At 33.4% G+C, this 25,549-nt stretch carries 27 protein-coding genes and 1 other annotated feature; of the genes, 7 read left to right on the forward strand and 20 right to left on the reverse strand.

From position 1 onward, the window contains the following. Nucleotides 1-35: 35 nt before the first annotated feature. The 5 genes from BAQ49_RS15840 to abc-f form a co-directional block, all read right to left on the reverse strand. Entirely contained in the window at nt 36-1,967 is a 1,932-nt protein-coding gene (locus BAQ49_RS15840) for an ABC transporter permease (protein WP_071746106.1), read from the reverse strand. Then, a complete protein-coding gene (locus tag BAQ49_RS15845; protein WP_071746107.1) occupies nt 1,942-2,712 on the reverse strand; it encodes an ABC transporter ATP-binding protein in 771 nt (256 codons plus the stop codon). Before BAQ49_RS15845 ends, BAQ49_RS15840 begins: the two co-directional genes overlap by 26 nt. 317 nt (nt 2,713-3,029) lie before the next feature. Beyond that, nucleotides 3,030-3,524 (reverse strand): DUF3267 domain-containing protein, encoded by a 495-nt coding sequence (locus tag BAQ49_RS15850; protein ID WP_071746277.1) that lies wholly within the window; start codon nt 3,522-3,524, stop codon nt 3,030-3,032. Nucleotides 3,525-3,995: 471 nt separating this feature from the next. Continuing rightward, nucleotides 3,996-4,589: a GNAT family N-acetyltransferase gene (locus BAQ49_RS15855; RefSeq protein ID WP_071746108.1), complete on the reverse strand. Its 594-nt coding sequence runs from the start codon at nt 4,587-4,589 to the stop codon at nt 3,996-3,998. 20 nt (nt 4,590-4,609) lie between these two features. Beyond that, a complete protein-coding gene (abc-f, locus tag BAQ49_RS15860; RefSeq protein ID WP_071746278.1) occupies nt 4,610-6,238 on the reverse strand; it encodes a ribosomal protection-like ABC-F family protein in 1,629 nt (542 codons plus the stop codon). 499 nt (nt 6,239-6,737) lie between these two features. On the opposite strand from abc-f, the gene BAQ49_RS15865 reads away from it, so the two are divergent. Beyond that, nucleotides 6,738-7,727, forward strand: coding sequence for an aldo/keto reductase family protein (locus BAQ49_RS15865; protein WP_071746109.1), 990 nt, complete (start codon nt 6,738-6,740; stop codon nt 7,725-7,727). A 74-nt stretch (nt 7,728-7,801) separates the two neighbouring features. Here BAQ49_RS15865 and BAQ49_RS15870 read toward each other — a convergent pair whose 3' ends face one another. The 4 genes from BAQ49_RS15870 to BAQ49_RS15885 all read right to left on the reverse strand — a co-directional run bounded on the left by BAQ49_RS15870 (nt 7,802) and on the right by BAQ49_RS15885 (nt 11,568). Then, nucleotides 7,802-8,701, reverse strand: a complete 900-nt coding sequence (locus tag BAQ49_RS15870; protein ID WP_071746110.1) for a LysR substrate-binding domain-containing protein — start codon at nt 8,699-8,701, stop codon at nt 7,802-7,804. Nucleotides 8,702-8,842: 141 nt separating this feature from the next. Continuing rightward, a complete protein-coding gene (locus tag BAQ49_RS15875) occupies nt 8,843-9,826 on the reverse strand; it encodes a sensor histidine kinase (protein WP_071746111.1) in 984 nt (327 codons plus the stop codon). Beyond that, nucleotides 9,823-10,530, reverse strand: coding sequence for a response regulator transcription factor (locus BAQ49_RS15880; protein WP_071746112.1), 708 nt, complete (start codon nt 10,528-10,530; stop codon nt 9,823-9,825). Before BAQ49_RS15880 ends, BAQ49_RS15875 begins: the two co-directional genes overlap by 4 nt. A 123-nt stretch (nt 10,531-10,653) precedes the next feature. Then, nucleotides 10,654-11,568 carry an acetamidase/formamidase family protein gene (locus BAQ49_RS15885; protein ID WP_071746113.1) on the reverse strand — a complete coding sequence of 305 codons (915 nt, stop codon included), beginning with the start codon at nt 11,566-11,568 and terminating at the stop codon, nt 10,654-10,656. 159 nt (nt 11,569-11,727) lie between these two features. Here BAQ49_RS15885 and BAQ49_RS15890 point away from each other — a divergent pair, with 159 nt between their 5' ends. Next, complete coding sequence (locus BAQ49_RS15890) at nt 11,728-12,156, forward strand: cell wall hydrolase (protein WP_071746114.1); 429 nt, start codon at nt 11,728-11,730, stop codon at nt 12,154-12,156. A 61-nt stretch (nt 12,157-12,217) separates the two neighbouring features. Here BAQ49_RS15890 and lysS read toward each other — a convergent pair whose 3' ends face one another. Beyond that, on the reverse strand, nt 12,218-13,771 hold the full coding sequence (gene lysS, locus BAQ49_RS15895; protein WP_071746115.1) for a lysine--tRNA ligase: 1,554 nt from the start codon (nt 13,769-13,771) through the stop codon (nt 12,218-12,220). Between the two features lie 79 nt (nt 13,772-13,850). Further along, nucleotides 13,851-14,108 (reverse strand) — a binding site (T-box leader). 78 nt (nt 14,109-14,186) lie between these two features. Beyond that, nucleotides 14,187-14,357 (reverse strand): DUF2197 domain-containing protein, encoded by a 171-nt coding sequence (locus tag BAQ49_RS15900; protein WP_071746116.1) that lies wholly within the window; start codon nt 14,355-14,357, stop codon nt 14,187-14,189. A gap of 149 nt (nt 14,358-14,506) precedes the next feature. Here BAQ49_RS15900 and BAQ49_RS15905 point away from each other — a divergent pair, with 149 nt between their 5' ends. Continuing rightward, on the forward strand, nt 14,507-15,409 hold the full coding sequence (locus tag BAQ49_RS15905; protein ID WP_071746117.1) for an SMP-30/gluconolactonase/LRE family protein: 903 nt from the start codon (nt 14,507-14,509) through the stop codon (nt 15,407-15,409). Then, nucleotides 15,406-16,110, forward strand: coding sequence for a class I SAM-dependent methyltransferase (locus BAQ49_RS15910; protein WP_071746118.1), 705 nt, complete (start codon nt 15,406-15,408; stop codon nt 16,108-16,110). The genes BAQ49_RS15905 and BAQ49_RS15910 overlap by 4 nt, the downstream gene beginning before the upstream one ends. A gap of 58 nt (nt 16,111-16,168) precedes the next feature. Here the strand turns inward: BAQ49_RS15910 and BAQ49_RS15915 are convergent, their stop codons facing one another. Beyond that, nucleotides 16,169-17,095, reverse strand: a complete 927-nt coding sequence (locus tag BAQ49_RS15915) for an NADP-dependent oxidoreductase (protein ID WP_071746119.1) — start codon at nt 17,093-17,095, stop codon at nt 16,169-16,171. A gap of 220 nt (nt 17,096-17,315) precedes the next feature. Between BAQ49_RS15915 and mleBCA the strand changes: the two genes are divergently transcribed. Further along, nucleotides 17,316-18,173 carry a BCA family alpha/beta fold macrolide esterase gene (gene mleBCA / locus BAQ49_RS15920; RefSeq protein WP_071746120.1) on the forward strand — a complete coding sequence of 286 codons (858 nt, stop codon included), beginning with the start codon at nt 17,316-17,318 and terminating at the stop codon, nt 18,171-18,173. 276 nt (nt 18,174-18,449) lie between these two features. Here mleBCA and BAQ49_RS15925 read toward each other — a convergent pair whose 3' ends face one another. Both BAQ49_RS15925 and BAQ49_RS15930 read right to left on the reverse strand, forming a co-directional pair. Further along, nucleotides 18,450-18,785: a hypothetical protein gene (locus BAQ49_RS15925; RefSeq protein ID WP_071746121.1), complete on the reverse strand. Its 336-nt coding sequence runs from the start codon at nt 18,783-18,785 to the stop codon at nt 18,450-18,452. Between the two features lie 11 nt (nt 18,786-18,796). Further along, complete coding sequence (locus tag BAQ49_RS15930; protein ID WP_071746122.1) at nt 18,797-19,966, reverse strand: ParM/StbA family protein; 1,170 nt, start codon at nt 19,964-19,966, stop codon at nt 18,797-18,799. A gap of 209 nt (nt 19,967-20,175) precedes the next feature. Between BAQ49_RS15930 and BAQ49_RS15935 the strand changes: the two genes are divergently transcribed. Next, nucleotides 20,176-20,577: a hypothetical protein gene (locus tag BAQ49_RS15935; RefSeq protein WP_071746123.1), complete on the forward strand. Its 402-nt coding sequence runs from the start codon at nt 20,176-20,178 to the stop codon at nt 20,575-20,577. 35 nt (nt 20,578-20,612) lie between these two features. Here BAQ49_RS15935 and BAQ49_RS15940 read toward each other — a convergent pair whose 3' ends face one another. The 6 genes from BAQ49_RS15940 to sleB form a co-directional block, all read right to left on the reverse strand. Further along, nucleotides 20,613-21,152 (reverse strand): DUF1697 domain-containing protein, encoded by a 540-nt coding sequence (locus BAQ49_RS15940; protein ID WP_071746124.1) that lies wholly within the window; start codon nt 21,150-21,152, stop codon nt 20,613-20,615. A gap of 149 nt (nt 21,153-21,301) precedes the next feature. Further along, a complete protein-coding gene (locus BAQ49_RS15945) occupies nt 21,302-21,799 on the reverse strand; it encodes a GNAT family N-acetyltransferase (RefSeq protein ID WP_071746125.1) in 498 nt (165 codons plus the stop codon). 25 nt (nt 21,800-21,824) lie between these two features. After that, complete coding sequence (locus BAQ49_RS15950) at nt 21,825-22,202, reverse strand: hypothetical protein (protein WP_199639312.1); 378 nt, start codon at nt 22,200-22,202, stop codon at nt 21,825-21,827. A gap of 83 nt (nt 22,203-22,285) precedes the next feature. Then, on the reverse strand, nt 22,286-22,882 hold the full coding sequence (locus tag BAQ49_RS15955; protein WP_071746127.1) for a YhcN/YlaJ family sporulation lipoprotein: 597 nt from the start codon (nt 22,880-22,882) through the stop codon (nt 22,286-22,288). A gap of 26 nt (nt 22,883-22,908) precedes the next feature. Next, nucleotides 22,909-24,249, reverse strand: coding sequence for a germination protein YpeB (ypeB, locus tag BAQ49_RS15960; RefSeq protein WP_071746128.1), 1,341 nt, complete (start codon nt 24,247-24,249; stop codon nt 22,909-22,911). Nucleotides 24,250-24,264: 15 nt separating this feature from the next. Beyond that, the gene (sleB, locus tag BAQ49_RS15965) at nt 24,265-25,044 is read right to left on the reverse strand and encodes a spore cortex-lytic enzyme (protein ID WP_071746129.1); all 780 of its coding nucleotides are present in this window, start codon (nt 25,042-25,044) and stop codon (nt 24,265-24,267) included. A 145-nt stretch (nt 25,045-25,189) separates the two neighbouring features. Between sleB and BAQ49_RS15970 the strand changes: the two genes are divergently transcribed. Further along, entirely contained in the window at nt 25,190-25,522 is a 333-nt protein-coding gene (locus BAQ49_RS15970; RefSeq protein ID WP_002119887.1) for a DUF3889 domain-containing protein, read from the forward strand. Nucleotides 25,523-25,549 lie beyond the last annotated feature (27 nt).

Consider the following 25,549-nt stretch of genomic DNA (forward strand, 5'->3'; position numbering starts at 1 on the left):
ACATGATTTCCTGTAATCTTAATAGTTGATATCCTCTATTGTTCCATAGTTTTATACAGCTTTTGTAGGTACCGCCAACGAGTTATAAAGAAATATAAAACTTGTATACATATAAATGAAATTAAAATAACGATAGAGCTATTTAAAATAGAAAAATCGACTAATTGTTGTAATGCCGTATAAGCGACTACAGTATGAATTACTGCAACGACAATCGGTAAGAAGAACATTAATAATAATTGTCTCGTTACAACTTTTTTTAACTCTCGTTTACTTAATCCCATTTTCGAAATCATTTTATATTGCTGTTGATCGCGATCCAAATCAGTATATAATCGAAAATAGATAAAACTAGCAGCGAATGTGAAGAAGACGATTCCGACTAAAACACTTGCCATAAGTAATAATCCATTCGTTTGCTTTGCACTTAACAAATCTAATGTTAAAGCTTGAAAGTAGAAATTATCTTTGCTAACATCTTTTTCAAATATACTATTTAATTGGTTTGAAATCTCTTTCGTTTTCATCCAATCATCTACAACAAATCCGTAAGTACGATTTTGATCACCTATATCATCTTGGTCAGGAGAAACAGGAATTCCATCATACACATGATCTTGAACAGCAATATAAATACTTCTAGTATCATGCGGTAAAACTAAATTTTCTACAGCTTTTTTCACACGAAATGTCTTTGTCCAATCTCCTTGAATGACTTCAATATTCTTTTTATAGTCACCATTTCTAAATTCTTGTTTTTGGGATACCATTCCAGGAATTAGTAAAATTTCATCTTCTTTTTCAATCGTTTCTTGTTGATACCCGAGTGCTCTCGCAAGTTCGTTATATTCACTTAACTTTATTACATATACGTTACTTTCTGTATATTTATTTGAAGACGAAGCCATTCGATAAGGAATATTAGCATCATCAAGATGTTTTTTTATAGTAGAGAGATTTTTATCTACCTCTTTGTCTGTTTCAAAACTTACATACAGAAATGTATACGGATTTGTCATTCTTACTAAATCCCTATTACCGAGAGCAGCTGTCGTACCAATTGCTGTAAATGCAACTGCTGAAATAATAGATACTATAAAAAACATGGTTGCATTATCTTTCATACGATAAATCAATTCTGAGAATGTTAATATATTCGTTCTCTTTAAAAAGAAAGATTCACTTCTTTTTGCCAGATACAATATATAAACGCTACATTGCGTATATAAAAAGTACGTTCCTATAATTACTAAAAGTACACCCGTTCCGAGCGTAATAAAACTATGATTTGAAATAAAATGAAATACTGATAAATACCCACATCCTATACTAATTAAAGAAAGTAGCGATAATAAAATTGAAGATTTCGGTTCAGGTTTTGGTTTTTCTTCTGCTTGAATGAGTTCTACAAGTTCTGTTACTTTTACCATTTTAAAAGTAACAAGCGAAACAATTAAAAATAAGAAAAGAAACGTGATGACTGTTAATAATACCGCCTGCACTGGTATATAAAAAGGTAGGCCATTGTTAATCATTAATACACTTGCGCTTATCAATAACACTAGCTTAGAGAATACGAGTCCAATGAGAATCCCTATACAAATTGAACCAAATCCAATTAACATATTTTCAATTAATAATAATTTCTTAAGCTGTCGCATTGACATACCTTGCATCATTAATATGCCAAATTCTTTCTTACGCGTTTTTAAAAATGAACTGACTGAATATAGAATGAAGAAAAATGAAAATACAAAAATTAATCCTTGCGAAACGGTAAATCCTAACGTACCAAATGCACTTATTGTTGCACTTGTCGATTTTAACTCCCCTTGTAAATCAGGATGAAATAATAATAGGGCATACGTAAAGAAAATCATAATAGAAAATGCACAACTTAAAAAATGGGCAGCGTATGTACGCTTATTACGAAAAATATTATTAAATGCGAACTGACAAAAAGTCATGCCTTTTTCCTCCTAACAAAGAAAGGACATCCATAATCTTTTGATAAAAGGCTTGCCTACTTTCACCACAATAAATTTCGTTATATAATTGACCATCTTTAATAAATATAACTCTGCTGCAAAAACTCGCTGCATAAGGATCATGTGTAACTAACATCATCGTGGCTTTTTCTTCTTTATTAAGAGTATCTAGCATCTCCATTACATCATTTGAAGATTTAGAGTCTAAATTCCCAGTTGGTTCATCGGCAAGTAATAATTGTGGTTTATGAACGATTGCACGAGCGATTGCAGTTCTTTGAGCTTGCCCCCCTGATATTTCAAACGTTCTTTTACTCAATATATCTGCAATATTTAATTTCTCTGCAATTTCTTCCACTCGTTTGTTCATTTCTTGTACAGATACACCATCTAATGTCATCGGCAATACGATATTTTCCTTTACTGTAAGTGTGCTAAGTAAATTAAATGATTGAAAAACAAATCCTAATTGTTTCCTACGAAATAAAGCTAAACTGTCTGATGATAACTGGAAAGGATTTGTACCATTTATTAACATTTCTCCTGATGATGGAGAATCGATAGTAGATACCATATTTAATAATGTTGTTTTCCCGCTACCTGATGGTCCCATAATTCCTACAAATTCACCTTCTTGAATTGATAAATCAATATCTACCAATGCTTTAAAAGGTATTTTCCCTTTATATACTTTACTAATACTTTTTGCATGTAAAATTTCCATTTATATTCTCCCTTCATTTCCACTGCTCACTATAAAGTGTAAATGAATTGTCTTATAGCACATATTGATTCATCTTTCATTTATCTTACACGCTTGTAAGATTTCTAAAAAAACTGATAACAAACTTATTTTCAATCTATAATCAGTGTATATCCATCTTATAATATTTGCATTGTGGTATGAAATACAATGCTATTTATTTCTAATTTTTATTAATATAAGAAAAAAGACCGATTGTTTTATCGGTCTTTTACTTTCAAGTATCATATTTTAACTAATGCTTTTAGTTAAAATATATTTGAGTAACCCTATTAATACTATTTCACTTGATAATAACCCCTGCAAAAAACTGAGTTTTTCGGTTTAATTGCAATAAAAAATGAATTGTAGATATCTGAGGCAGAGATAAATGTGTTTATCCAACATATAAATAACATGATTGATTTCATATTTCCTGATACATAAAACGACATAACAGCAGGAAATATTGATAATACAATAATAGGCAAGCTCATAAAGACCCAAAATCTCGCTTTGGATAGTATTACATTTGTATTTAACCAAAAAAATATTCCACTACACGTTAAGCTAATATCACCTTTTTTATTTATGACCAAAATGTGTAGACATTCGTGAATAATAAAGACAAAAATACCAATTATGATAAGATAAAATATATTAATATGAGTGAAACCTATTTCAAAGAAATAGGGTATTAGAAAAATGATTATCTGAAGTAGATATACAAACTTCATATAATGTTTTCGATACCAATTATTCTGTATAAAAGGAGTCCATTCTGAAAAATCCATACTTATTTGTGGCAAGTGACGAAACCAAATTATGATATGTGTTCCCCTCCCTTATTTAAACTATTTCATAACTTAAACATTTAATCCACTAGCACTCAACCGTAAGTTTTATATGTACCCCCTCACTAGACTTACCAACACTTTTTGTTGACTAAGACCAAACTCTTATCCCACTTTTCCCGTGCATTCTTCTACTTGAGCTTAAAGTAATTCATTTGTAGGGTGATTTGAGTAAGAAATTTGCGTTTTCATAGATACATGCATTCGATAAAATCTTCCAAATCCCTTTTCGTAAATGATTTTTTAAAATGGTTATCACATGTACAGCTTGATGCTCCTGCTTTGGTGAAAAGCAATTCCATCAAGAAGTCATCCGAATTGCACCTTTCATATGTTAACAGATATAAAGTGAATGTAAAAAAACTTAGAGTTTTAGCTCTAAGTTTTTTAATGATTTCGTGTTAATTCCTTTTACAGGGCAATATTTTTTATCCATTCGGATTTACTCAATTGATAATGATTATATAGTTGATTTTCTATCGTCTGTTGTCTCATATAAGTAAACCCGCATTTTTCAATTACTTTATTTGATGGTACGTTGTTAATTAATGCAATTGCGTTAAGGGCATCAACATTTGTATTTTCAAACAAATAGCCGATCAAGCCTTTTGTCGCTTGAGTTGCGTAACCTTTATGTTGATACTCACTTGAAATAGCATACATAATTTCTCTATTTGGTGAAGGGAGTTCTTCTTTAATACCCGTACAACACCAACCAATAAACTCATTTGTACTTGTAATAAATACCCCTAACTTTAAAGAATACTCTTCAACGTTTGATGTAAGTTTCACGGCATCAAAAAATGCTTTATTTTCTGGTACCTCATAATTTGTAACCCAATTAACTCGTTGTTCTTTTGTTGATTTCCAGTCTGGTAAAAACTTTTCTATTTCCGGTTGATTTGATATTTTATAAATGCTCTCCGCATCTTTCATAGTAAACTCTTGCAAGTATATATCTCCACAGTCTATTCTAAATAAATTAGTCGAACTATCTTCTCCCATGTTAATCCCCCTTAATTACATTAAAGCGCCTTAATCTGCTTCGTAAGTTCTATAAATCGTTCATCAAGTTCTTTATATTCTTTATCGTTAGAAGTTAAAAAGCTTAATTTACCTAATACTTCTTGTCTCTCTGTTTCTAACGTTAAACGTAGCTCTTCAATATCATCTCTTGTTTTAGTAGGTTCTTCTAGCTGCTTTTGTATCGTATTATTTGAAAACACAAGTTTCGTATTAGTTGTTTTCTCTATAAAATATCGATCGTGAGAAACGATAACTAGTGTTCCATTATACTCCGCTAATGTATTTTCCAGCTGTTCACGTGAAGGGAGGTCAAGGTGATTCGTCGGTTCATCTAGAATAAGTACATCTTTTTCATCTAAAATATAAGCCATTAACTTACATTTCACTCGTTCTCCCATGCTCATATGTTCAATCGGCTCTTTCCATTGAGAAGCTTGGAATCCTAAATGTTTCATTAAATTTTGGACTTTTCCTCTTTCTTCAAATGTCTCTTTAAAAAATAAATCTTCTGGTGTTTTATCCAGTGGTAAATCAAATACTTCTTGTGTTAAATAACCGATGTTTGCAGATGGTGAAATCCATACTTCTCCTTGTACAGTTTCCGTTCCCATAATCATCTTCAGTAATGTTGTTTTCCCGCTACCGTTTGGTCCAACAATTGCAACCTTCTCACCGTGCTGAATTGTAAAATTAACGTTTTCAAATAATATTTGTCTATTAAATTCTTTCCTCAATTGTTTCACTTCTAAGAAGCGTTTTCCTACTTTTTTATTCGCTTGAATAGAAAACTCGACTGAATACTCTTCTTTCACACGTTCTACTTTCGTTTTCTCCAGCTCTTTTTCGAGACGTTTTCGTTTTGACTTCACTTGCGCATCCATTCGCTTCGCTTTTACACGATAAAACTCTTTAACTCCTTCTTGTTTTGTAGACTGTGCGTGTGCCTTTTGTGACCATGAACTTAATTCTTTTATATGTGTTTCAACTTGTTCTATCTTTTTTTGCTGCTTTTCATATTCACGTTGCTGCGTCAATCTTCTTTGCTCACGCGCTTTCATATAACGCGTATAATTACCGCTATGCTCAATTAATTTTTTATCCTCAATTGACCATATTTTTGTTGCGACAACATCTAAAAAATATCGATCATGTGATACAACGATAACTGTACCTTTCATATTTTTTATTTGTTTAATGAGAAATTCCGTACTCATCTCATCTAAATGATTTGTCGGTTCGTCTAATATTAAGACATTAGGATTTCCCGCAAATCCTTTCGCTAACCGAACTTTCAGCTTTTCACCACCACTTAAAGTGTGAAAATCGTTCGTTGGCACGCCCCATTTTGCAAGAAGCTCTGCTTCTTTTGCAATCACATCATTACTAATAAAAGATTCTATTTCTTGTTCAACATATGCGGTTGTCATATTTATTTGCTGCCATTCAACAGTACCTTTTGATGGTTCAATCTTCCCATTTATTAATTGAAGCAACGTTGATTTACCAGCACCATTTTTACCAATTAATCCGATAACATCTCCTTGTTTTACTACTACATTCATTTTTTCTAACAAAGTATTTTCCTTTATTTCAACATACACATCATTTAATTTTAAAAGCTCTTTCATATTACCGATCCCTTTCATTAAGGGAGAACAAAAAAATCCTCCCAAAGTAATTTTGGCAGGATTAGTCATTACATTATTTATACCCAAATAAGCTATTACGCAAATCAAATAGCAATACCGTTGAATGGAATTGGGCAGACTAATCCTATTTTTTATAAATTGAAATTTATTGAATTTCAACGTTTAAAAATAAGATTAGTTAATCATCGTCCACCCATCATTCCTTTCCGTCGTTAGTAACCATATTGTACCATAGTGGTATTGTATGCGTAAATATCATTGTTTGTACGTAAAAAAGTTTATTTTCCCTCATTGCACTTCATATCAATAAAATACAAACTACATTTTCATGTTCTTCTTACTTTAGATTTCCCTATCTATAAACTTCTATATACTCCTCCTTATATAATTTTTATATAAATTTATGATCAATTATATATTATACATATTGAATTTCAGTTCTTATAATAAAGGTATCATTTTAAAGGGGGACACTATAATGGAATTTAGCAGACTAGGAAACAGTGGATTAACAGTTAGCAAGATTGCATATGGGAACTGGATAAACCATGGTGGAAAAGTAGATGAGGATACTGCAAATGATTGTGTGAAAGCAGCACTAGATGTCGGAATTACAACGTTCGATACTGCTGATGTTTATTCAGACACTATAGCCGAAGAAGTACTTGGCCGATCTTTGAACGGTATACGCCGAGAAAGTATAGAACTCTGTACAAAAGTTTGCCATCCGACTGGACCCGGAAAAAATGATCGAGGCTTATCACGAAAGCATATTTTAGAAAATTGTAATGCATCTTTACGTCGATTGCAGACAGACTACATCGATGTCTATTATGCACATAGATATGATACAACCACTCCCCTTGAGGAAACGATGTTAGCTTTTGCTGATCTTGTACGACAAGGTAAAGTCCTTTATTTAGGCGTAAGCGAGTGGACATCAGAACAAATCACCCGCGGTGCAGCACTCGCACGAGAATTGAACATTCCACTTATCGCTAACCAACCTCAATATTCGATGTTGTGGCGAGTTATTGAAACTGATGTAATACCAACATGTCAACGTGAGGGACTTGGTCAAATCGTATGGTCCCCCCTTGCACAAGGTATTCTCACAGGAAAATATCAACCTGGTAAACCATTGCCGAATCAATCACGTGCTAACTCTGATGCTGGTAAACCATTTTTCCAAAAACTCGTGCAACGTTGGATGAGTGATGATGTACTCACTGCAATTCAGAAACTTAATCCCATCGCGCAAGAAACTAATCTTACCTTATCTCAACTCGCAATTGCTTGGGTGCTACAAAATCCAGCTGTTTCCTCTGCAATTATTGGCGCATCAAATCCGGAGCAAATAAGAGAAAACGTAATTGCCTCTAGTGTTAAATTGCAACCTGAAATTATGGATCAAATTGATGGTGTACTAAAAGGTTTCATTGAGTACGATCCGAGCAAAACAGGTTAAAACATCAGTGAATTCTCCCTATAAAGAAGCTTTCCTTTCCAAATCCACACTGCCCATCCTATAAAGATGGGTTTTTATCTTTTACATTCACATTGTGAGATCGTATAAACCTCTCTAACAACTGTTAAAAAGTTCTCTAACACAACAGATTTTTCATCTAGTCTCCATCCAGCATATAAATTTATTTTCGGGGTATTTTCTTGAATTTCTTTATATATAACTCCCGGTTTTTTATAACTTTCCACTGATGATGGAACGACAGAAATCCCCATTCCTGCTGCAACTAAATTCACAATCGTTTGCATCTGAATTGCTTCTTGAACAATATTTAAACTTACTCCATGTTCCCAAAAGTAACTAATAATTAAATCATAAAAGTTTGTACCAAAATGACGTGGAAATAAAATAAATGGTTCATCTACTAATGATTTGATTGAAATGTTAGGTAACGAAACGAAAGGGTGCTCTTCATACAAAACTAATTTTAAACATTCTTCAGAACAAACTTCGGAAGCTAATATTTCATTATTCTGCTTGGAACGAATAAATCCAATATGAATTTGTTTTTCATATAGCGCTTTTATTTGCTGGTCTGTTGTCATCTCGCGTAATATAAGCTGTATTCTAGGAAAACGTTCTCGAAATTTTTTTAATATCTCTATTACAGTTTCTGTAGAATCGACAAAACCGATTATTAAATGGCCTATCTTCCCTTCATCCGCAAGCTGTGTTTCTTTAATGGTTCTATCTACTTGAAGTAATGTTTGCCGCGCACCTTCTAAAAATATTTTTCCAGCATCCGTAAGTTCAACCATTCTTTTTGTTCGATGAAAAAGTTGAACTCCTAACTCTTCTTCTAATTTACGAATTTCTTGACTTAAAGGAGGTTGTGCCATCATAAGACGCTCTGCTGCACGACTAAAGTTTAATTCTTCTGCCACTGTTATGAAATATCTCATTTTCCGAATATCCATTACAATCCCCCTACCATAAACGAATAATAAACAATTCGCTTTTACTTCTCTTAGGTAAATAATTCTTTATTCCCAAGTGGTACAAAACAAGGCTAAAAAACTTATCTTCAAAGTTCTTTAGCCTTTAGCCTTGATCACTTGTTACACATTAAAAAATATTATTCGTACAACGGTACCTTTACCAACCTCTGAATGGATCTCTACATTATGTCCCAATTGTTTCGTAATTTCATATACAAGATATAGACCCATTCCCGTTGATTCTTTAAAATCTCTACCATTTTCTCCGGTAAAGAAAGGTTTAAATACTCTTGGTAAATCTTGCTTCGGTATCCCTACGCCACTATCGATAATTTCAAGTACAACTGTATTACCTTCCTTATATGCTTTCACTTTAATCTTTTCTCTACTACCTGATGAATATTTAATCGCATTCGATATAACTTGTCCAATTAAAAATTGCAACCATTTCGCATCACTTTCTACCGTAATACCTTTATCAATTTCAAGCTCTGGATATACAAAATTTCGGATAAAGAAGCGTTTATGTTCATGTACAGAATCATTCACTATTTTATGTAGTTGTACTCTTTCTACATAAAAATCTTGTGTGAATGCTTCTAAACGTGCGACATATAATGCCATCTCTAATCCCTTTTTCAATCGATCTGTTTCCTCGTTAATACTTTCAAAACGCGAATCCACTTCATCCTGTGTAATTAATTCTATTACAGAAAGAGGTGTTTTCATTTGATGAATCCACTGATTCATAAAGGTTAAATGATCATTATTTTTTCTCTCTTGTAATTGCAGCTGATTTTGATAATGACGATATTGTGCATCAAGCAAATCTTGGAGAGCGGTAGATAAAACTGCAAAATCAGATTTTTGAACGGATTCATCCAAAGATTGCAATGGATTTGCTAAGCGCTCATAAAAAGAACGATGTGTAAAATAACGAAATACTAAGTAGCTTACCATAAAAAAAGCACCTAAAAACATTGCATATAATGCTGTAGTAATATGATTATGTCCATCAAACCAATAAACTAAGAATATGGCTAGTAGTTGGATCGCAGTAAAACAAATAAGTGGTATATGATCACGTATAAACAACCTTATCATTTTTCCATACCATTATCCCAAGTAATATGTAATCTATACCCAACACTACGAATTGTTTCAATTGCTCCTTCAATTTGTAACGTTTTTAACTTTTTACGCACACGTGTTGTATTTACACTTAATGTATTATCATCAACATAAGATTCACTATCCCATAATTTATTTAATAATACTTCCCTACTCACAACACGCGGATAGTTTTTCATTAACATTTCTAATAAAATGGCTTCATTTCTCGTTATATCAATCTCTTGGTTCCGCAACTTCAAAACAAGTCTTTCAGGATATAAACAAAGACCTTGTTGCTCAACCATTCGTTCTTCTATTTTCGGTGCATAGTCTCCATAAGCACGTCTTAAATGACTACGAATTTTCGCCATTACAACTTCATAATGAAAAGGCTTCGGAATAAAATCATCGCCACCATTTTCTAACGCCATAACTTGATCCATCGTACCTTCACGGGCCGAGATAAATAAAATTGGACATGTGGAAACTCCGCGAATTTGACGACACCAATAGTAGCCGTCAAAGCTTGGTAAATTAATATCTAATAAAACTAACTCTGGCTGTTCTTCTAAAAATATGTCTAACACATTTTGAAAATCCGATATAACTATTCCTTGGTAACCGTATTTCGCAACATAAGTTGATAATAGCTCCGCAATTTTCATATCATCTTCAACAATCATAATTTTGACCATTCTTAAACTCCTTTTAATTCACAATCTCAAATATACTTATACAAAATAAATACTACCTCTTTTTATTTAATCCGTAAATTATAAAAGGATACTAAAAAAAACAGCATCCTTCTTCTATTATTCTTATTTAATATTAAATTTACTCCAATTAAAACCCAGCTTCTCCACATATTCCATTCCTAGTTCCATCCGCGTCGTTTTTAGTGGATCCACAACTTGACAAATTTTCAAATTACCCGCTGCTGATAATAAAAGAGTTGCATCTGCTTTAGACATTTCTAATTCTTCATGTAAAAATGTCACCATATTACGTACAGCACGATTCGCTGCATCGTCTAACAATTTCTCTGAAGCAATCGTCATTATTTTTTCTTTTTGGATAGCCATTGGTAATGGCCATTTTTTTTCTTTTATAATTTGAACAGTTACAGTTACCTCTCCAGCAACTTCCACCCCACTAACACCAATTTCACCATCACCCATTGCAGCGTGTAAATCTCCTAATGCCAAAAGAGCGCCAGGAACATTTACAGGTAATAATAATGTAGTGCCTTCTTTTATCTCTTTACAATCCATATTTCCGCCGTGGTCATGCGGTGTTCCACAGGAAATACTCTCCTCTTTCGGGGCCGTACCAATTACACCAATCATGGGGTTAATTGCAATATGTATTTCATTGGAAAATATAACATGTTCATTATGTATTGGGACAATTTTCACTGTATTTTCATTTAGCTCATCCCCCATTACACCGAGGTTCGCACCTGTAGTTAAAACACCCTGCTCTGCAATTTTAATCTTTTCAATCGTTACGGCTAATATATCACCAGATTCTGCACCTTTAATATATACAGGTCCAGTCGCTGGATTAATTCGGTTCCAATCTAATTCTTGAAACACAACATCTTCAGAATCAATTTGATTTTCAAAGCAATCATATGTTTCAAATACAAGACGGCTCCCAATTTCCACTTCCATACAGGGCTTATTTTCTGGTGACATTGCGTAAATGATATGTTCTTTATGAATACGATGCATAGTACCTCTCCTTTTTCGTTTTTATCTTCTATATAATAATTAGCTTTTATCTGTATAAGCTCCTTTTTAAAATTAGTAGTTATTTTAAAGAAAAATGCACTTAGCTCATTTTGAAACATACACTTTTTACTATAACAGGTAAAGAAAGGTGGTATTACAATGCCCCTTATTCCATACAACGAAAGCGACGTTGATTTACTCGCTCGATTAATTCGTGCTGAAGCTGAGGGCGAAGGACGACAAGGTGAACAACTTGTTGGATGTGTTGTCGTAAATCGTGTGTTTTGTGATTGTTTAGATTTTAAAGAGCTTCGATCTGTGCGTGATGCAGTATATCAAAGCCCTGGCGGATTCGAAGCGGTTCAATACGGATACTTTTATCAACGTGCCCGTGAATCAGAAAAAGAAATCGCAAGAAAAGTTTTACAAGGTGAATGGCGCTGGCCAGCACGATGGGCTCTTTGGTATTTTCGTCCAGTTGGAGCTTGTCCATCCGAGTGGTATAATCAGCCGTTTGCAGGACAATTTAAAAGTCATTGCTTTTACGAACCAAGTGGTGATGAATGTCCAAAAATGTATTCAAGATAGTAAAAATTAAGCAACGCAAGTACTTATTCTATTGAGTACTTGCGTTGCTTTTAACTATCTTTTAGAAATCTAATAATGTGACGAATTTTCTGGCGCCTACTACATGTATTAATAACGGTATACGTGGACCACTTGATTGATTCATAATGAGCCTATATATAACGGTAAATAATTGTTTTTGATTTTCTTTCATTATTTTTTTATTTTCATGATGACAAATCGTATACAATTGCTCCATTAGTTTAGAATGATCGTTATTAGAACGAAGTATTTTACAAACTTCTACTAGCCATTTTTTCTGCCTTTCATCTAATGTGTTATAAAACTCCGTATTTTTCTCTTTATTTACCGCAATTATTTTTTTAGATTGAAAGTTTCTTATCCAATACTCTGCACGATTACTTATCGCTATCATTTCAGGTAATCCATAGCACCTATCTATTTTCTCTAATATATCTTGTAAAATAGACGAATCAAAATTTAATAACGGTAAAGTTCCTGCTACTTGATTAAACTTTGGATACTCTTTAAATCGGCTATCAAGTCTAGAAAGTTTAATTGCATCAAATAAATCTTCATTTTTGATTGTTTTATTTTCATAACTGTCCTTCAATCTCTCATACTCTGTATAATTGCGAATCACATCTTCATCAAGTCCAATATGAAAAGCTGCATCAGGCTTATATTTTGCAAACATAAACAGAATTACTTCTGGTACATACACTTTTAATAAGTCGCTAGGTGTAATTCTATTCCCTGAAGAACTGGACATTTTTTCATGATGCCCTTTAATTCCAATGAAATCATAAGCAACGTATTGAGGGGCTTCACAACTGAATATTTTCCTTGCAATTTCTTTTGATACATTATAACTACCTGTTTCCGATGAATGATCTCTCCCACCCGGTTCGAAAATTACATCCTCTATCATCCATCTCATCGGCCAATCGATTTTCCAATTCAGTTTCATTTGATTTGTATTTAATACGGATAATTTATTTTGATTTCCACATTCACAGTCATATCGAACTGTTTTTAGTACTTCATCAAAATGTGTAATAGTTGTTGCATCTTTCCCGCAGCTCTCACAATATAACGTAACGGGATAAAAGTTTTCTCTATCCTCTTCTCGGTGTATTCCTGTTTTAAAACCCATTAAAATATCATATATTTCTTTTCTTTTATACAAAGACTCTATTATGTTTTCGTTATACCTTCCGCTTCTATATTCAGCATGTTGATAAATAAATTCTACTTCAATTCCAAATGCTTGAAGCGATTCCTCAAACTCTTTTTCAAAATGCTCTGCGTACGAATTATGACACCCATACGGATCAGGAATATCACAGTATGGCATACCAATATATTTTGCAAAAGAAGGATCAATATTTTTGGGAACTTTTCTAAACCTGTCATAATCATCCCATGAAAATATAAAACGAGTCTTTTTCCCTAAATCTTGAAGCGACCTTACAACAAAATAAGTCGTTACTATTTCACGAAAGTTACCAATATGAACCGAACCAGATGGACTAATTCCAGATGCGCAAACAAAAGTTTCTTTGTTGGGATGTTTTCTAATTAATTTATGTGCCACTTCATACGCCCAATGCATATACTCACCTCAATTGTATTTTTGTTTTCACATTTTCAGTTTTATACAATAAAAAACTCCCACCCCCAAGATTATTAATCTTGAGGACGAGAGTTATTAGCTTCGCGGTACCACCTCAGTTTGTTAATACGTCACCATATTAACCTTTTCAGGTACGGCAAAATATGCTTATACCCTATCTCTATAACGGGAGAACCCGTCGCACCATCCCTAAACAAATTAGTTCCTTGCGCAGCTCCAAGTCTTTTTTCGTTAAGATGTTTAACCGCTCTTTCTCAGCTACCAGAGCTCTCTGTATGTATTCATTCTTAACTACTCTTCTCTTCAATGCCATTTTGAATATTAGTTTTTACATATGATAATTTATAACGAATACATTGTCAAATTTTTCTGAACGAAAACAAATAGCATATAACTATCTAAAAAAATGTTTTATCGCTTCCAGTTGAATTTTATGACTACATTCATTACAACAATATTTCCCCTCCGGATTTCTCTTGAATTCCCTATATTTTCCGCTTCCTTCGTATACGCGAAATACATTTTTACATGAAAAACAGACAATTTCATAAAACATCATATGCATTTCCCTCCCCATGGCTATACGCTATTTTCGAATTACGTGATAAGGCCCTCTTTTCTTACACTGGAAATCTTAATTTCATTTCAGTGAAAGGTTTACCTCTCGTCTTATCGAACTTTATATATAGCTTTAATGAATAGAGGTGAAACATATTGCTCAGAAATATAGAATTAGTCGTTGATGCTAAGGCGAATTTAGGGGAAGGTCCTTGCTGGGATGAGAAGAAACAATTATTATACTGGGTTGATATTATCGAGAAAAAATTATGTCTTTATAATCCTGTTAAAAAAACAAACCGAGCAATCACTCTCGACCAACAAATCGGTTGTGTTGTTCCATATACGAACGATGAAGTTTTAGTAGCAATGGAACAAGGCTTTTATTCTCTTAATCTTGACACAAAAATACTTACACATATTTATGACCCTGAACCAGATTTATTAGAAAATCGCTTTAACGATGGAAAATGCGATCCAGCTGGCCGCTTTTGGGCGGGCACTACAGACTTATACGGTATTAATGCTGCTGGTTCCTTGTATTGTTTAAACAATAATTTCAACGTAGATAAAAAAGTTGCACATGTAAATACGTCAAATGGTATAGCTTGGTCCCCTGATCATACATTTCTTTATTTCATTGATACACCTACAAAAAAAGTAGTCCGTTTTCATTATGATATACATACTGGTGTAATTAGCAATCCAACAGATGTTATCATCTTCCCTGAAAATGAAGGTATACCCGATGGCATGACAATTGATGTAGAAGGTTGTTTATGGATTGCACATTGGGGAGGCTCGAAGATTACTAGATGGAATCCCTTTACTGGAAAACAGATTTTAAGTATTCCGATTCCTGCTTTATATGTTACGTCGTGTACTTTTGGAGGACCTAATTTGACCGATTTATATATCACAACAGCCCGAACAAGAATGACGGATGCGGAATTAAAACAGTACCCACATGCTGGTGGTATATTTCGAATTCAAATGAATGTCAAAGGTTGTCCAACCTATTCATTTCGCCATGAAACTATTGGAGCTGAAACACTATGAACAGAATCGATTACATAAGACAAGAAGAGAAAAAATATCACGATCTTTGCTATGATCAATATAAATTATTCGAAGCTGGATCTTGGCTTTATAAACCCGTTAAAACAGTTTTGGACATGCTGAACTATTTTGAAGGACAGAAAGAGCTACAAATACTTGACCTTGGCTCTGGTGTCGGTAGAAACGGTATTCCGATTGCACAAAAAATCACGAATAGTGGCGGCACTGTTACTTGTGTTGATCTACTCGATTCGGCTTTAACGAAGTTACAAGTTTATAGCAAAGAATATGGTGTATTTGAATACATAAAAACGGAACAAGCAGCAATTGAAGACTACTATATTGCTCCTAATACTTATGACTACATCGTTGCAGTATCAAGTTTAGAACATGTCAGATCAATAGACGATTTTAAAAAAGTACTTCACTCTATGGAAAATGGGACAAAGAGTGGTGGTATCAATTGTTTAATAGTTAACTCTAACATTCAAGAAATTGACTTGGAAACGAATCAAGAATTAGATGCTTTAATTGAAATTGACCTTTCTACGGAAGAAATGATACGTACACTAAAATGCGTTTATACCGAATGGCAAAAAGTAAAAGTTGAAATAAAAAGTTTAGCGTATGATATTCTACGAAACGGTACACACATTCAATTAAATACGAATGCGATTACTTTTGTCATGCAAAAATTGTAGTTTATATGAGTGGTGACAATTTTCTTTTTAAGTCACCACTCGTATATTTATGTAAACATCATTCCATTGTAATTACAATTTTCCCTCTAGTATGCTGACTTTCACTCAAAATATGAGCTTCTCTAATTCCTTTTTCATTAAACGGAACAACCTTACTAATGATTGGTTTAATTTTTTCAGCTTGAATCAAACCTGATAATTCGTATAATTGCTTTCCGCTTGGTTTTAACCATAAAAATCCTGATTTTATTCCTTGTACTTCATGTACCGGTTCATGAACGATAGAAACTAGAACACCACTAGGCTTAATAATTTGAAAACTTTTCTCTTGTACTTCTCCGCCGATTGTATCTAACACAATATCATAATCCGATAGTAGCTCTTCAAATTTATCTTTTTTATAATCAATGATGAGGTCAGCACCTAAAGACTTTAAAAACTCTTCATTTTTACTACTTGCAGTTGTAGCGACAAAGGCCCCAAATGATTTCGCGATTTGAATTGCAAAACTACCTACTCCACCAGCTCCAGCATGAATTAATACTCGATCATTTTCTTTTATTAGTGCGTAATCAACAAGACTTTGCCAAGCTGTTAGTCCTGCAAGAGGTATAGACGCAGCTTCTTCAAAACTAATATTATTTGGCATGTAAGCTACTAAATCTGATTTTACTGTAATGTATTCAGCATAGGAGCCTTTCCCTATATTTTCTGGTTTCGTAAACACTTTATCTCCTATTTTGAAATGGTCCACATCTTCTCCAACTTCTTCAATTACTCCAGCAACATCTAAACCTAATATTATTGGAAATGAAAATAGCAGCTTCTCTTGTAATTCTCCCTTTCTTATTTTCCAATCAACAGGATTAACAGATGTTGCGTGTATGCGTATTAATACTTCATTACACTTAATAACCGGATTTGGAACTTGTCTTTCTTGTAATTTTTCAACACTACCATATTGATCAATAATAATTGCTTTCATTTCCTCTCCTCCTTTCTGTTAATTTTAATAACTAACAATTATTTTTCAAAATTTTTCGTCTCAAATGATAATAAATATGTTTGGAGGTGATATTTATCTCTACTAATTAAGTATTATGAGTGCAAAAAGCATGTACCTAACTTTAATACAATTTAGTTTCCGGATAAGAAACAACAAAAGTTATATTTTCTTTAATTTTTAATGAAACGGAGAGTGTACTATGAATGAACAAGTTTTCAAAGTAAACGGTATTGATTTATGTACAGAAAGCTTTGGCAACCCTAATAACCCAGCAATATTATTAATTATGGGAGCTACGTGTTCAATGGTTTATTGGGATGAAGAATTTTGTGAAAGGTTAGCTAGCACAGGGAGATTTGTCATTCGCTATGATAACCGTGATGTTGGGCGCTCTATTACATATGAGCCTGGGACTTCCAATTACACTGTAGCAGACATGGCTGAAGATGCAATCGGGGTGCTCGATGCGTATCATATTGACAAGGCACACCTTCTGGGCATGTCATTAGGAGGTATGATTGCTCAAATTGCTGCAATAAAACACCCAGGAAGAATATTAACCTTAACATTACTAGCAACAAGCGTTATTGGATCTGATAACAATACTCGTGATTTGCCTCCAATGGATGAAAGAATTTTGACACATCATGCTAATGGTGTGAATTTAGATTGGACAAATAAAGATGTTATAGCGAAATATTTAGTTACAGGATCACGTCTACTCTGTGGATCAAAGCGTATATTTAATGAAGCAAGAACTTTGAAACAAGTAAAACAAGAAATAGAACGTGCTAACAATCTATTAAGTATGTTTAATCACGCCCTCCTAACAGGTGATGATTCTTATGAGGGTATACTTAAATCAATTCTGGTACCAACTTTAGTAATTCATGGTACGGACGATAGAGCTCTTCCACTTGAACATGGACTCGCACTTATTGAAGAAATTCCGAACTCAAAGCTATTAACCCTTGAAGGTACAGGACATGAGAATCACCCCGATGACTGGGATAAAATTATTGAAGCAGTTTCAGAACATATATCCTATATAAGATAAGGATAACTTTTAGAAGGGGCACAAATTGTTTTGTCCCCTTCTATTTATCCCGCTATTTGTGGGCAGTAAAACTCCCACCTCAAAATTCGGCTGAAACAAAGAAGTTAGGTGGAAGCCCTGCTGCCCATAAACACCCAATTCGTGAGGGCTAATAATCAGTGGGGATGAACCCCCCCACTGATTATAGTTTCACTTTATAGATATTACGATACAATAACAAAAGCCCATCACTGCATTCCTATGTATAGTGATGGGCTCTACCTATTTTTTCTATGTTTAAAAAAATGGACAATCTAACTGATCAACAGATTCCCACGATTTTTTTTTTACATTTTCGGTGGATTTACTAGTTTCTAATGGTACGTTTTTAAATGGATTCATTTCAACTTTTAATAGAGATGAAGGTTCTACATATAAAGAAAAAACATGGCTACTTGGCAAGGTTTTTGATACATCAATATCTCCTACTTGTTTAAATAATTGCTGGGCTGCAAAGAAAAAGAAATTAGTTGGATTAGATTGTTTATTAAGCCAAGCAATCATTTCAGGCGATACTGATTTATTAATATTAATTTTCACTCGATCACCACGTTTATATCGCCTAGATCGCATACTTCCACCAACTAACTTATCGTTAAGTTTGTAAACCCTAACTCTTTTTGCTTATGCTCTCTGTATTTTGGCGAGCATGTGTATACTAATAACCCACGAGCATTTGTAAATAACGGGTTATCTACAAAAATCACATTTTTCAAGCGTCCTTTTTGTTTTAAAATCATTTTCAAGCTATTTTTAATAATAACTGCGCCCCCACCATAAATAAATACATATGGATCGTCTTTCATATCATCAATTTTGTTAATAATATCTGTTGCGACACGTGCAGCTAAACCTAAAAACGCTGGTTGCGATTCCTCAACTAACAATGCATTTCTCGGGTGTTTTTCATTTAAATAAATTTGGTTAAATTCTGTAATGCTATCAATTGTTTTCGTAGGATATTTCCGATTCCATCTTGTAATAATTTGTAGTAACGTTTCTTTTACACCGTACGATAACCCTTTACTTAATTGCGGACGGAAATTTACCCCTAACGAAACAACTTCTTCGGTTGTCCCTGCACCAATATCAAAAGATAATAATGTTTTATCAACAAAATCAATTTCTGAAACTTGATTTTGTTCACATTCTATTTTATGTTTCACAACATTTCCTTCTTCATCATATACAATGCCCCACGTCCCAGAAGCGCCTTCAGGTAGGCATTTACAAAACTCAATAGAAACATTAATCGTAACATCCCGTCCGTTCGGATAATGGAAAACAACCTTATGATTTCCCATATAACGTTTTGCATTTTCAGCAGCGATTTCCTGTGTAATAAGCTGCATAGGAAGAGCGACCGATAAATCATAACGAATATTAATATGACTTGAAGTTGGACTTTGACGCATAGCACTTATCGCTAAACCAGAAAGGATTGTAATAACCATTAATTCATCAGTAGACTTATTTGATTTCTTCTCCACCTCAGTACCTTTTAATTGATCTTGAATCACTTTTTCTCCAACGATGTATCGTACATTATTTAACATTAGCGATGGAGAACTAATGGTCACATCAATGTGATTCTCTAATTCTGATAATGATACATCTCCCTCATCTAACAGTCCTGTAGGCTCTCCTATATATAAAGAATAAATACTCGGGATAAAAATAGGGTCCTGCCCTTTCACCATTAACTTCAAACCATTATTTCCTGCATCTGCACCAGCTTTTAAAAGTATAGACATAACTACCCCCTAAATTAATCTGACATCCCTTCCAAATATATGCGAGCCTATTCTTTTACATTCAAATGTAATGTAATTTTTTATTTATCTTTAAAACAAAATACTATATACCTTCACCTTTTGTGTAAAAAGTATTGGACACGAAACCTTTCCAATTTTATACTATGGATGTAAAGAGTTTTTTACAAAAGTGGAGGTGCAATTATATATTGAATACTAAAAAAACTATTTTTGTAATCATAATTTTTTCTTTAATCGCTATACTTGTACATGGCACATACAAATACATAACTGAAGGTTCAATTTTGGGCGGGACGATTTTCACTGGTTCTTTAATACTTGGTAATTTAATTAATCATATTACATGGGGAGATCCAAACGGAGTATCGGAAGAAAGTCAAGATGAGATGGGACAACAAATTACATATAAAAGCTTTAAAATTTCTTATTTTGTACTTATGTGTATGATGTTTCTTATATTAATATTTTCAGAAGGATTTTCATCCCTATTACTCGATGAAATAAAGAACCTTCCTCTATTTATAGCACTTTGCTCTTCATTCTTTATTTATCCTATCGTTGAACTTATTGTCGCAAAACAATATAAATAAAAAAAGTGGTTTTCTGTAAATAGAAAACCACTTTTTTAATACATATCTTCCACTATTGCTTTTAACTTATTTACAGTCCGCCAATTCCTTACTGTAGCTGGTGTATGTAATTTTTGAAACTGGTTCATTAATTTAGAATTCCGGATACTTTTTTTGAAAAACAAATACACTACTTTTCCTTCAATATGGCAATCTTCTATTTCACTTTTAATCGTAAACAACTGATTACTGTCTTCTTCAGAAAGTACATTGGCTAAAAAGGCAACATGTATGCTTTCTCCTTCTAACAATAAACCGGCTTCATAAGGACACGTTTTTATAATATTTATAAATTCATCTTTTGTTCTTAACATGACTGGAACATCGAAATCAAAAACATTCTTAATTTCACATTCAATTCGTTCCTTTAAAAAACTCATCCCTTTTTCTGACTCAAACACTACATTTCCACTTTGAATATATGTTTTCACTTTTTTTAACCCTATTGATTCAAAGACTTTTCTCAAATCCGCCATTTTGACTACATTATGTCCACCTACATTAATTCCCCGTAGTAGTGCAATATAAATTGTCATAACAATACACCTCACATTTTAACAGTCCTAAAAATCAGATATATTTACATCTTCATATTCCTCAGATATTTGCATAGATTTTTCTAACAAATCATGTAATAAAAAAACTTACTACATGGTTTTCTTCAAGAGTAAGCTTTGTTATCTCATTATTTGGTTATAGGTAAATGTAATATGACTTGTTGTCCGATTGATCCCATTCTTCTAAACCCTTTATCTTGAAATCCAACTTTCTCATATAACTTTTGTGCCGGAATATTTTTTTCATTTACAGCAAGAATCACTTCATTTTTTATTGGGTAATAACATTTTACAAATTCTTGTAATAAAGCCAATGATTTTTTAGCATATCCCTTCCTTTGTTTATTGTGATTAATAGAAAAAGAAGTTAAAAGTATGGCATCTTTATTTTCTGTAAACTCCTGTACTCTGTCACCCGTTTGTAATGCAAAAACACCGACAGGTACTCCGCTAAAGTCCAAAATAACAACTACATTTTTAGTTCGATCATTTTTCGCTTTCTCCAGTAATTCACCTGGATTCGCTGTGAATCGCACTTGTTCACTTGGTAAACTAAATGATTCTATTCTCTCTTTATACTGCTCCTTATACGGAACTAATTGTATTTCCCCTGTATGTATGTTCATGCTTAACTCTCCCATTTTTAACTTATTAACTTAAACCTTGCTGCGCTTTAGACTGCACTTTTCCATCCAAAAATGTTATTTCAGCAAATGATTTTGGATTGCTTCCTTTCCAAGCAAAAATTTGTTTAATTTGTGTAGAATGTTCTACCCCTTCTTCTATGAGTAAATCCCCTTCAAAACCGATTAATTCTTTCACTTCTAAATAAGTCATTCCTTCATTAATATTTGAGAAATGATTTATATTAATGGACTCTTGCTTTTTATTTTCCGTTATTGTAGAAGACGTAGCCGTTTTCTTCTTCACTTCTTTCTTCTGATCACACGCTGTCATACTGAAACATATGCATAAACTACCTAATATGAGTGCGCTTTTTTTCATCATAACGGTTGTCCCTCCCCTCATTATTAAACCATATATTCCCTTAAAAATAAACTGAATATTTAATCTTACAGGAAAATCCCGTACAATTTAGTACGGGATTTTCACTATTTTTTCAAATGGTTATTTGACTGATCTTCTTGTTCTTTTCGTAGTTCTTGTTCTTCATCTTTTGGTAATTGTTTATCATTATCTTTAATTGGATTCGTTTCTCTATTTTCAATCATATCATTTGGAACTTGTGGCATTACTCGGCCAACAATTGCTGCTAATTCATCAAGTATACCTTCACCAGTTTTACCATTTTTAATTTGCTTTCCTATTTGTTTTAATCTTTCATACGTATCAACATCTGCTACAACGACTGCATTAGCACCATTGGGATCATTCTTCAAACTTTCTGCAACAGAATACTTAATTGACTCCACGCGAGTTCGATCAAGTTTCGCTTTTACATCAATACCTACAACAGCATATTTCCCAACTACTACTGCTGTCGCATCGTTTACACCAGGTATACTTGCAGCTAAAGATGCTAAATGATCAGCAGCTTTTTCGTTTGGCTTATTTGATTTATTCGTATACGTAACATTTTTCATCGAGACATTTTTTTGTTCTGGCTTTTCATTAGGATTGTCTTTTTTCCCAATACTACATCCAGTAATAACGAAACAAAGCATTAACATATATATAATGATTTTCATTATTTTCACCACTTTATCATTGATGTTTAATCATAAATTTTTTCAACAGCTTGCATCTTCTTCACTTTTTCTTCTGCTCCATTATTTGCGTTAATGAAAATTTGGTACGTATCTTTCCCTAAAGTACCAATAAATTCATAACAAAGTACTTCATTATGCAAGTCATTTACTACTACAGCTTTACGTTCTTCCATAACTTTTACATCGGGGTTAATTTTCTTTCTCGCCTCAGCAGCAGTTAGTTTCGCACTCGGAATTGTTCGTTTTTGATGCGATGCTAAATATTCCTTTGCGGAAAAACCAACAATCGATCCATCATCTAAAGCAATTTTCATTTGGATTGCTTCTGGATAAATACGCATTCCATTTTCATTTACAACGTACGTAAACACACCGATATTATCATATTGAGAGCTATCAAACAGCTCCATATTTGTAAACTTATGATCCTTTAAAAATGCCAATCCTTTACTTCCTGCATCATTTAAACTAATTTTTTGCTCTTTAATTTCTCGGTTATTCATTACCCAAATTGGATATCCACCTTTTCCGGTAATATCCATATAATACTCATTGTTCGTTGCTGGATCTTGAATTTTCACACTGTAGAATGATTCTTTCGCACCTTTTCCACTTTTCTCGACTTCTACTTTTTCATTCCCTTTTAAGTTTAAAAATGATTTCGCGATTTTTTCCGCTTCCTCTTTTGAAATAGCCTTTCCTTCTGCTTCAAATCCACCTTTTTTATTCTTTTGTGCACTTGTAAAAGTCGGTCCGAAGTTTGTAGAAGAGTATGACGTTACATTCTTCTCAACTGTTTTTAATCCATCAATAATTGTGTTATCTGCTGGATCTCGATTTGAAGCAAGTGCCATCTCTACGTCCATCCAGCGTAAATTGTTTTTCAACACCAGATGCTGCACTTTTCTCAGTTCATCTTGTATATTTCCTGCATTTGAATATAAACCTTGTAACGTTTTATATTCTTGATCATTTAACGGTTCTTTTTCTAAATCACGAACCGCTGCACGATAACTAAAATCACCGATATTCGCTAAAAATTCTTCCGTTTTATTAAACGGCATTAATGTTAATGGTAGTTGCCCTACATCTGAACGGGCTTCGGATGTTAAACGCCAAACATCTGCTAATGCTGGTGATAAAGATGAACGTGAATTCATCGCAAGCGTTGTTCCGATTTTATCGTGTAATAGGTCAACCTCATACGCTAAATCATGAAACGCGCGCTGATAACTATTTTCCGCTCTAATTAATACCGCATTCTTCTCTTGATGCTCTTTATAGCCCCAATATCCTGTTCCAACTACACCTACTGTTAATAGTACAATGATAATACCTCGTAACATGTTTCCACCTCCGCTCTATTTACAGAAAATATGTTTACCGATTTTTTTAATTTGTGGACGACTCCAAATCCATTTACTTGTCGCAGTATCTGGATTGAAATAATAAAGTGCATTCCCTGTTGGATCCCATCCATTAATCGCATCTAATACAGCCTTTTTCGCTGTTTCATTTGGCGTTAAATAGATTTGTCCATCCGCTACTGCTGTAAAGGCTCTCGGTTCAAAGATTACACCTGAAACAGTATTTGGAAACGATGCGCTTGTAACACGATTTAAAATAACCGCAGCCACTGCTACTTGTCCTAAATATGGCTCACCACGTGACTCTCCGTAAACAGCGTTTGCCATTAGCTGAATATCATTTTGAGAATAACCGTTTGGAACATTTGTCCCTTTACTTTGTGGTGGTTTATTTTCTTGTGCAGTACCGCCGCTATTCCCTTTATTCGTTGTAGTACCTTTATTAGCAGTCGACTTATCATACTTCGTTGCCTTAACAAGTTTCTGCTTCGTTGTAGCACCCGCTAAACCATCAACAGGTAGTCCAAATTTCTCCTGAAAATTCCGAAGTGCCCAGTATGTACCCCATCCGAAAACACCATCTACTTTTCCCGTATAAAATCCGTTATATTTCAAACGAGATTGCAGTTCAATAACATCTTCACCAGATGCTCCTCTTTGAATAACTTGATTCGAAAAGGCTTCTACATTTTTCATTTGTATACTACTTACCATTAAAGATAGCCCGATAAAGACGAGTAAAATCGCTATCTTAAAGACAGTCTTTTGATGCATGTATTTCCCTCCTTAATTACGGAAATGATTTCATGGTTATGTTTTGTAAAACCTTCGCTTTTATGTAAAGAAGTCAAAAAAATCCAAACTTATATGCTTAAAGAAATATGTAAACAATATACGAAAAGAATAAAAGGAGCTCATTATGAAGCAATTCATTACACGTACAGCATTTATAATTTTTTTAATAACAACATGTTCAAATATATATACGGGGCCATCTATAGTTCACGCACAGCCACCCTATGCAAAATGGGGTAAACTGGCCGTTGAAAAAACGAAAGAACAATATCCGAAAGCAGAGATTATTGATTACCTTCATATAGGTAGAAAACCAAAAACTGTTCAAATAACAGTTGAAAAATTTAAATTGTGGCTTCGTGAGGATGGAAAAGAATATGGTGTTTTTGTTGATGTAGAATTTGATACGAAAACAGAGAAGTTTTTAAAGATGTCATTCCAGAAAACAAGTCGATAGAACAAATAAACCCCTCTGTTTTAAGTA

It is taken from the genome of Bacillus proteolyticus (assembly GCF_001884065.1).
Taxonomy (GTDB): domain Bacteria; phylum Bacillota; class Bacilli; order Bacillales; family Bacillaceae_G; genus Bacillus_A; species Bacillus_A proteolyticus.

Excerpts from the sequence above, each read along its gene's own strand:
- BAQ49_RS15840 (WP_071746106.1), bottom strand. The coding sequence starts at position 1,967 with ATGACTTTTTGTCAGTTCGCATTTAATAATATTTTTCGTAATAAGCGT.
- BAQ49_RS15845 (WP_071746107.1), bottom strand. The coding sequence starts at position 2,712 with ATGGAAATTTTACATGCAAAAAGTATTAGTAAAGTATATAAAGGGAAA.
- BAQ49_RS15850 (WP_071746277.1), bottom strand. The coding sequence starts at position 3,524 with ATGGATTTTTCAGAATGGACTCCTTTTATACAGAATAATTGGTATCGA.
- BAQ49_RS15855 (WP_071746108.1), bottom strand. The coding sequence starts at position 4,589 with ATGGGAGAAGATAGTTCGACTAATTTATTTAGAATAGACTGTGGAGAT.
- abc-f (WP_071746278.1), bottom strand. The coding sequence starts at position 6,238 with ATGAAAGAGCTTTTAAAATTAAATGATGTGTATGTTGAAATAAAGGAA.
- BAQ49_RS15865 (WP_071746109.1), top strand. The coding sequence starts at position 6,738 with ATGGAATTTAGCAGACTAGGAAACAGTGGATTAACAGTTAGCAAGATT.
- BAQ49_RS15870 (WP_071746110.1), bottom strand. The coding sequence starts at position 8,701 with ATGGATATTCGGAAAATGAGATATTTCATAACAGTGGCAGAAGAATTA.
- BAQ49_RS15875 (WP_071746111.1), bottom strand. The coding sequence starts at position 9,826 with ATGATAAGGTTGTTTATACGTGATCATATACCACTTATTTGTTTTACT.
- BAQ49_RS15880 (WP_071746112.1), bottom strand. The coding sequence starts at position 10,530 with ATGGTCAAAATTATGATTGTTGAAGATGATATGAAAATTGCGGAGCTA.
- BAQ49_RS15885 (WP_071746113.1), bottom strand. The coding sequence starts at position 11,568 with ATGCATCGTATTCATAAAGAACATATCATTTACGCAATGTCACCAGAA.
- BAQ49_RS15890 (WP_071746114.1), top strand. The coding sequence starts at position 11,728 with ATGCCCCTTATTCCATACAACGAAAGCGACGTTGATTTACTCGCTCGA.
- lysS (WP_071746115.1), bottom strand. The coding sequence starts at position 13,771 with ATGCATTGGGCGTATGAAGTGGCACATAAATTAATTAGAAAACATCCC.
- BAQ49_RS15900 (WP_071746116.1), bottom strand. The coding sequence starts at position 14,357 with ATGCATATGATGTTTTATGAAATTGTCTGTTTTTCATGTAAAAATGTA.
- BAQ49_RS15910 (WP_071746118.1), top strand. The coding sequence starts at position 15,406 with ATGAACAGAATCGATTACATAAGACAAGAAGAGAAAAAATATCACGAT.
- BAQ49_RS15915 (WP_071746119.1), bottom strand. The coding sequence starts at position 17,095 with ATGAAAGCAATTATTATTGATCAATATGGTAGTGTTGAAAAATTACAA.
- mleBCA (WP_071746120.1), top strand. The coding sequence starts at position 17,316 with ATGAATGAACAAGTTTTCAAAGTAAACGGTATTGATTTATGTACAGAA.
- BAQ49_RS15925 (WP_071746121.1), bottom strand. The coding sequence starts at position 18,785 with ATGCGATCTAGGCGATATAAACGTGGTGATCGAGTGAAAATTAATATT.
- BAQ49_RS15930 (WP_071746122.1), bottom strand. The coding sequence starts at position 19,966 with ATGTCTATACTTTTAAAAGCTGGTGCAGATGCAGGAAATAATGGTTTG.
- BAQ49_RS15940 (WP_071746124.1), bottom strand. The coding sequence starts at position 21,152 with ATGACAATTTATATTGCACTACTACGGGGAATTAATGTAGGTGGACAT.
- BAQ49_RS15945 (WP_071746125.1), bottom strand. The coding sequence starts at position 21,799 with ATGAACATACATACAGGGGAAATACAATTAGTTCCGTATAAGGAGCAG.
- BAQ49_RS15950 (WP_199639312.1), bottom strand. The coding sequence starts at position 22,202 with ATGAGGGGAGGGACAACCGTTATGATGAAAAAAAGCGCACTCATATTA.
- BAQ49_RS15955 (WP_071746127.1), bottom strand. The coding sequence starts at position 22,882 with ATGAAAATCATTATATATATGTTAATGCTTTGTTTCGTTATTACTGGA.
- ypeB (WP_071746128.1), bottom strand. The coding sequence starts at position 24,249 with ATGTTACGAGGTATTATCATTGTACTATTAACAGTAGGTGTAGTTGGA.
- sleB (WP_071746129.1), bottom strand. The coding sequence starts at position 25,044 with ATGCATCAAAAGACTGTCTTTAAGATAGCGATTTTACTCGTCTTTATC.
- BAQ49_RS15970 (WP_002119887.1), top strand. The coding sequence starts at position 25,190 with ATGAAGCAATTCATTACACGTACAGCATTTATAATTTTTTTAATAACA.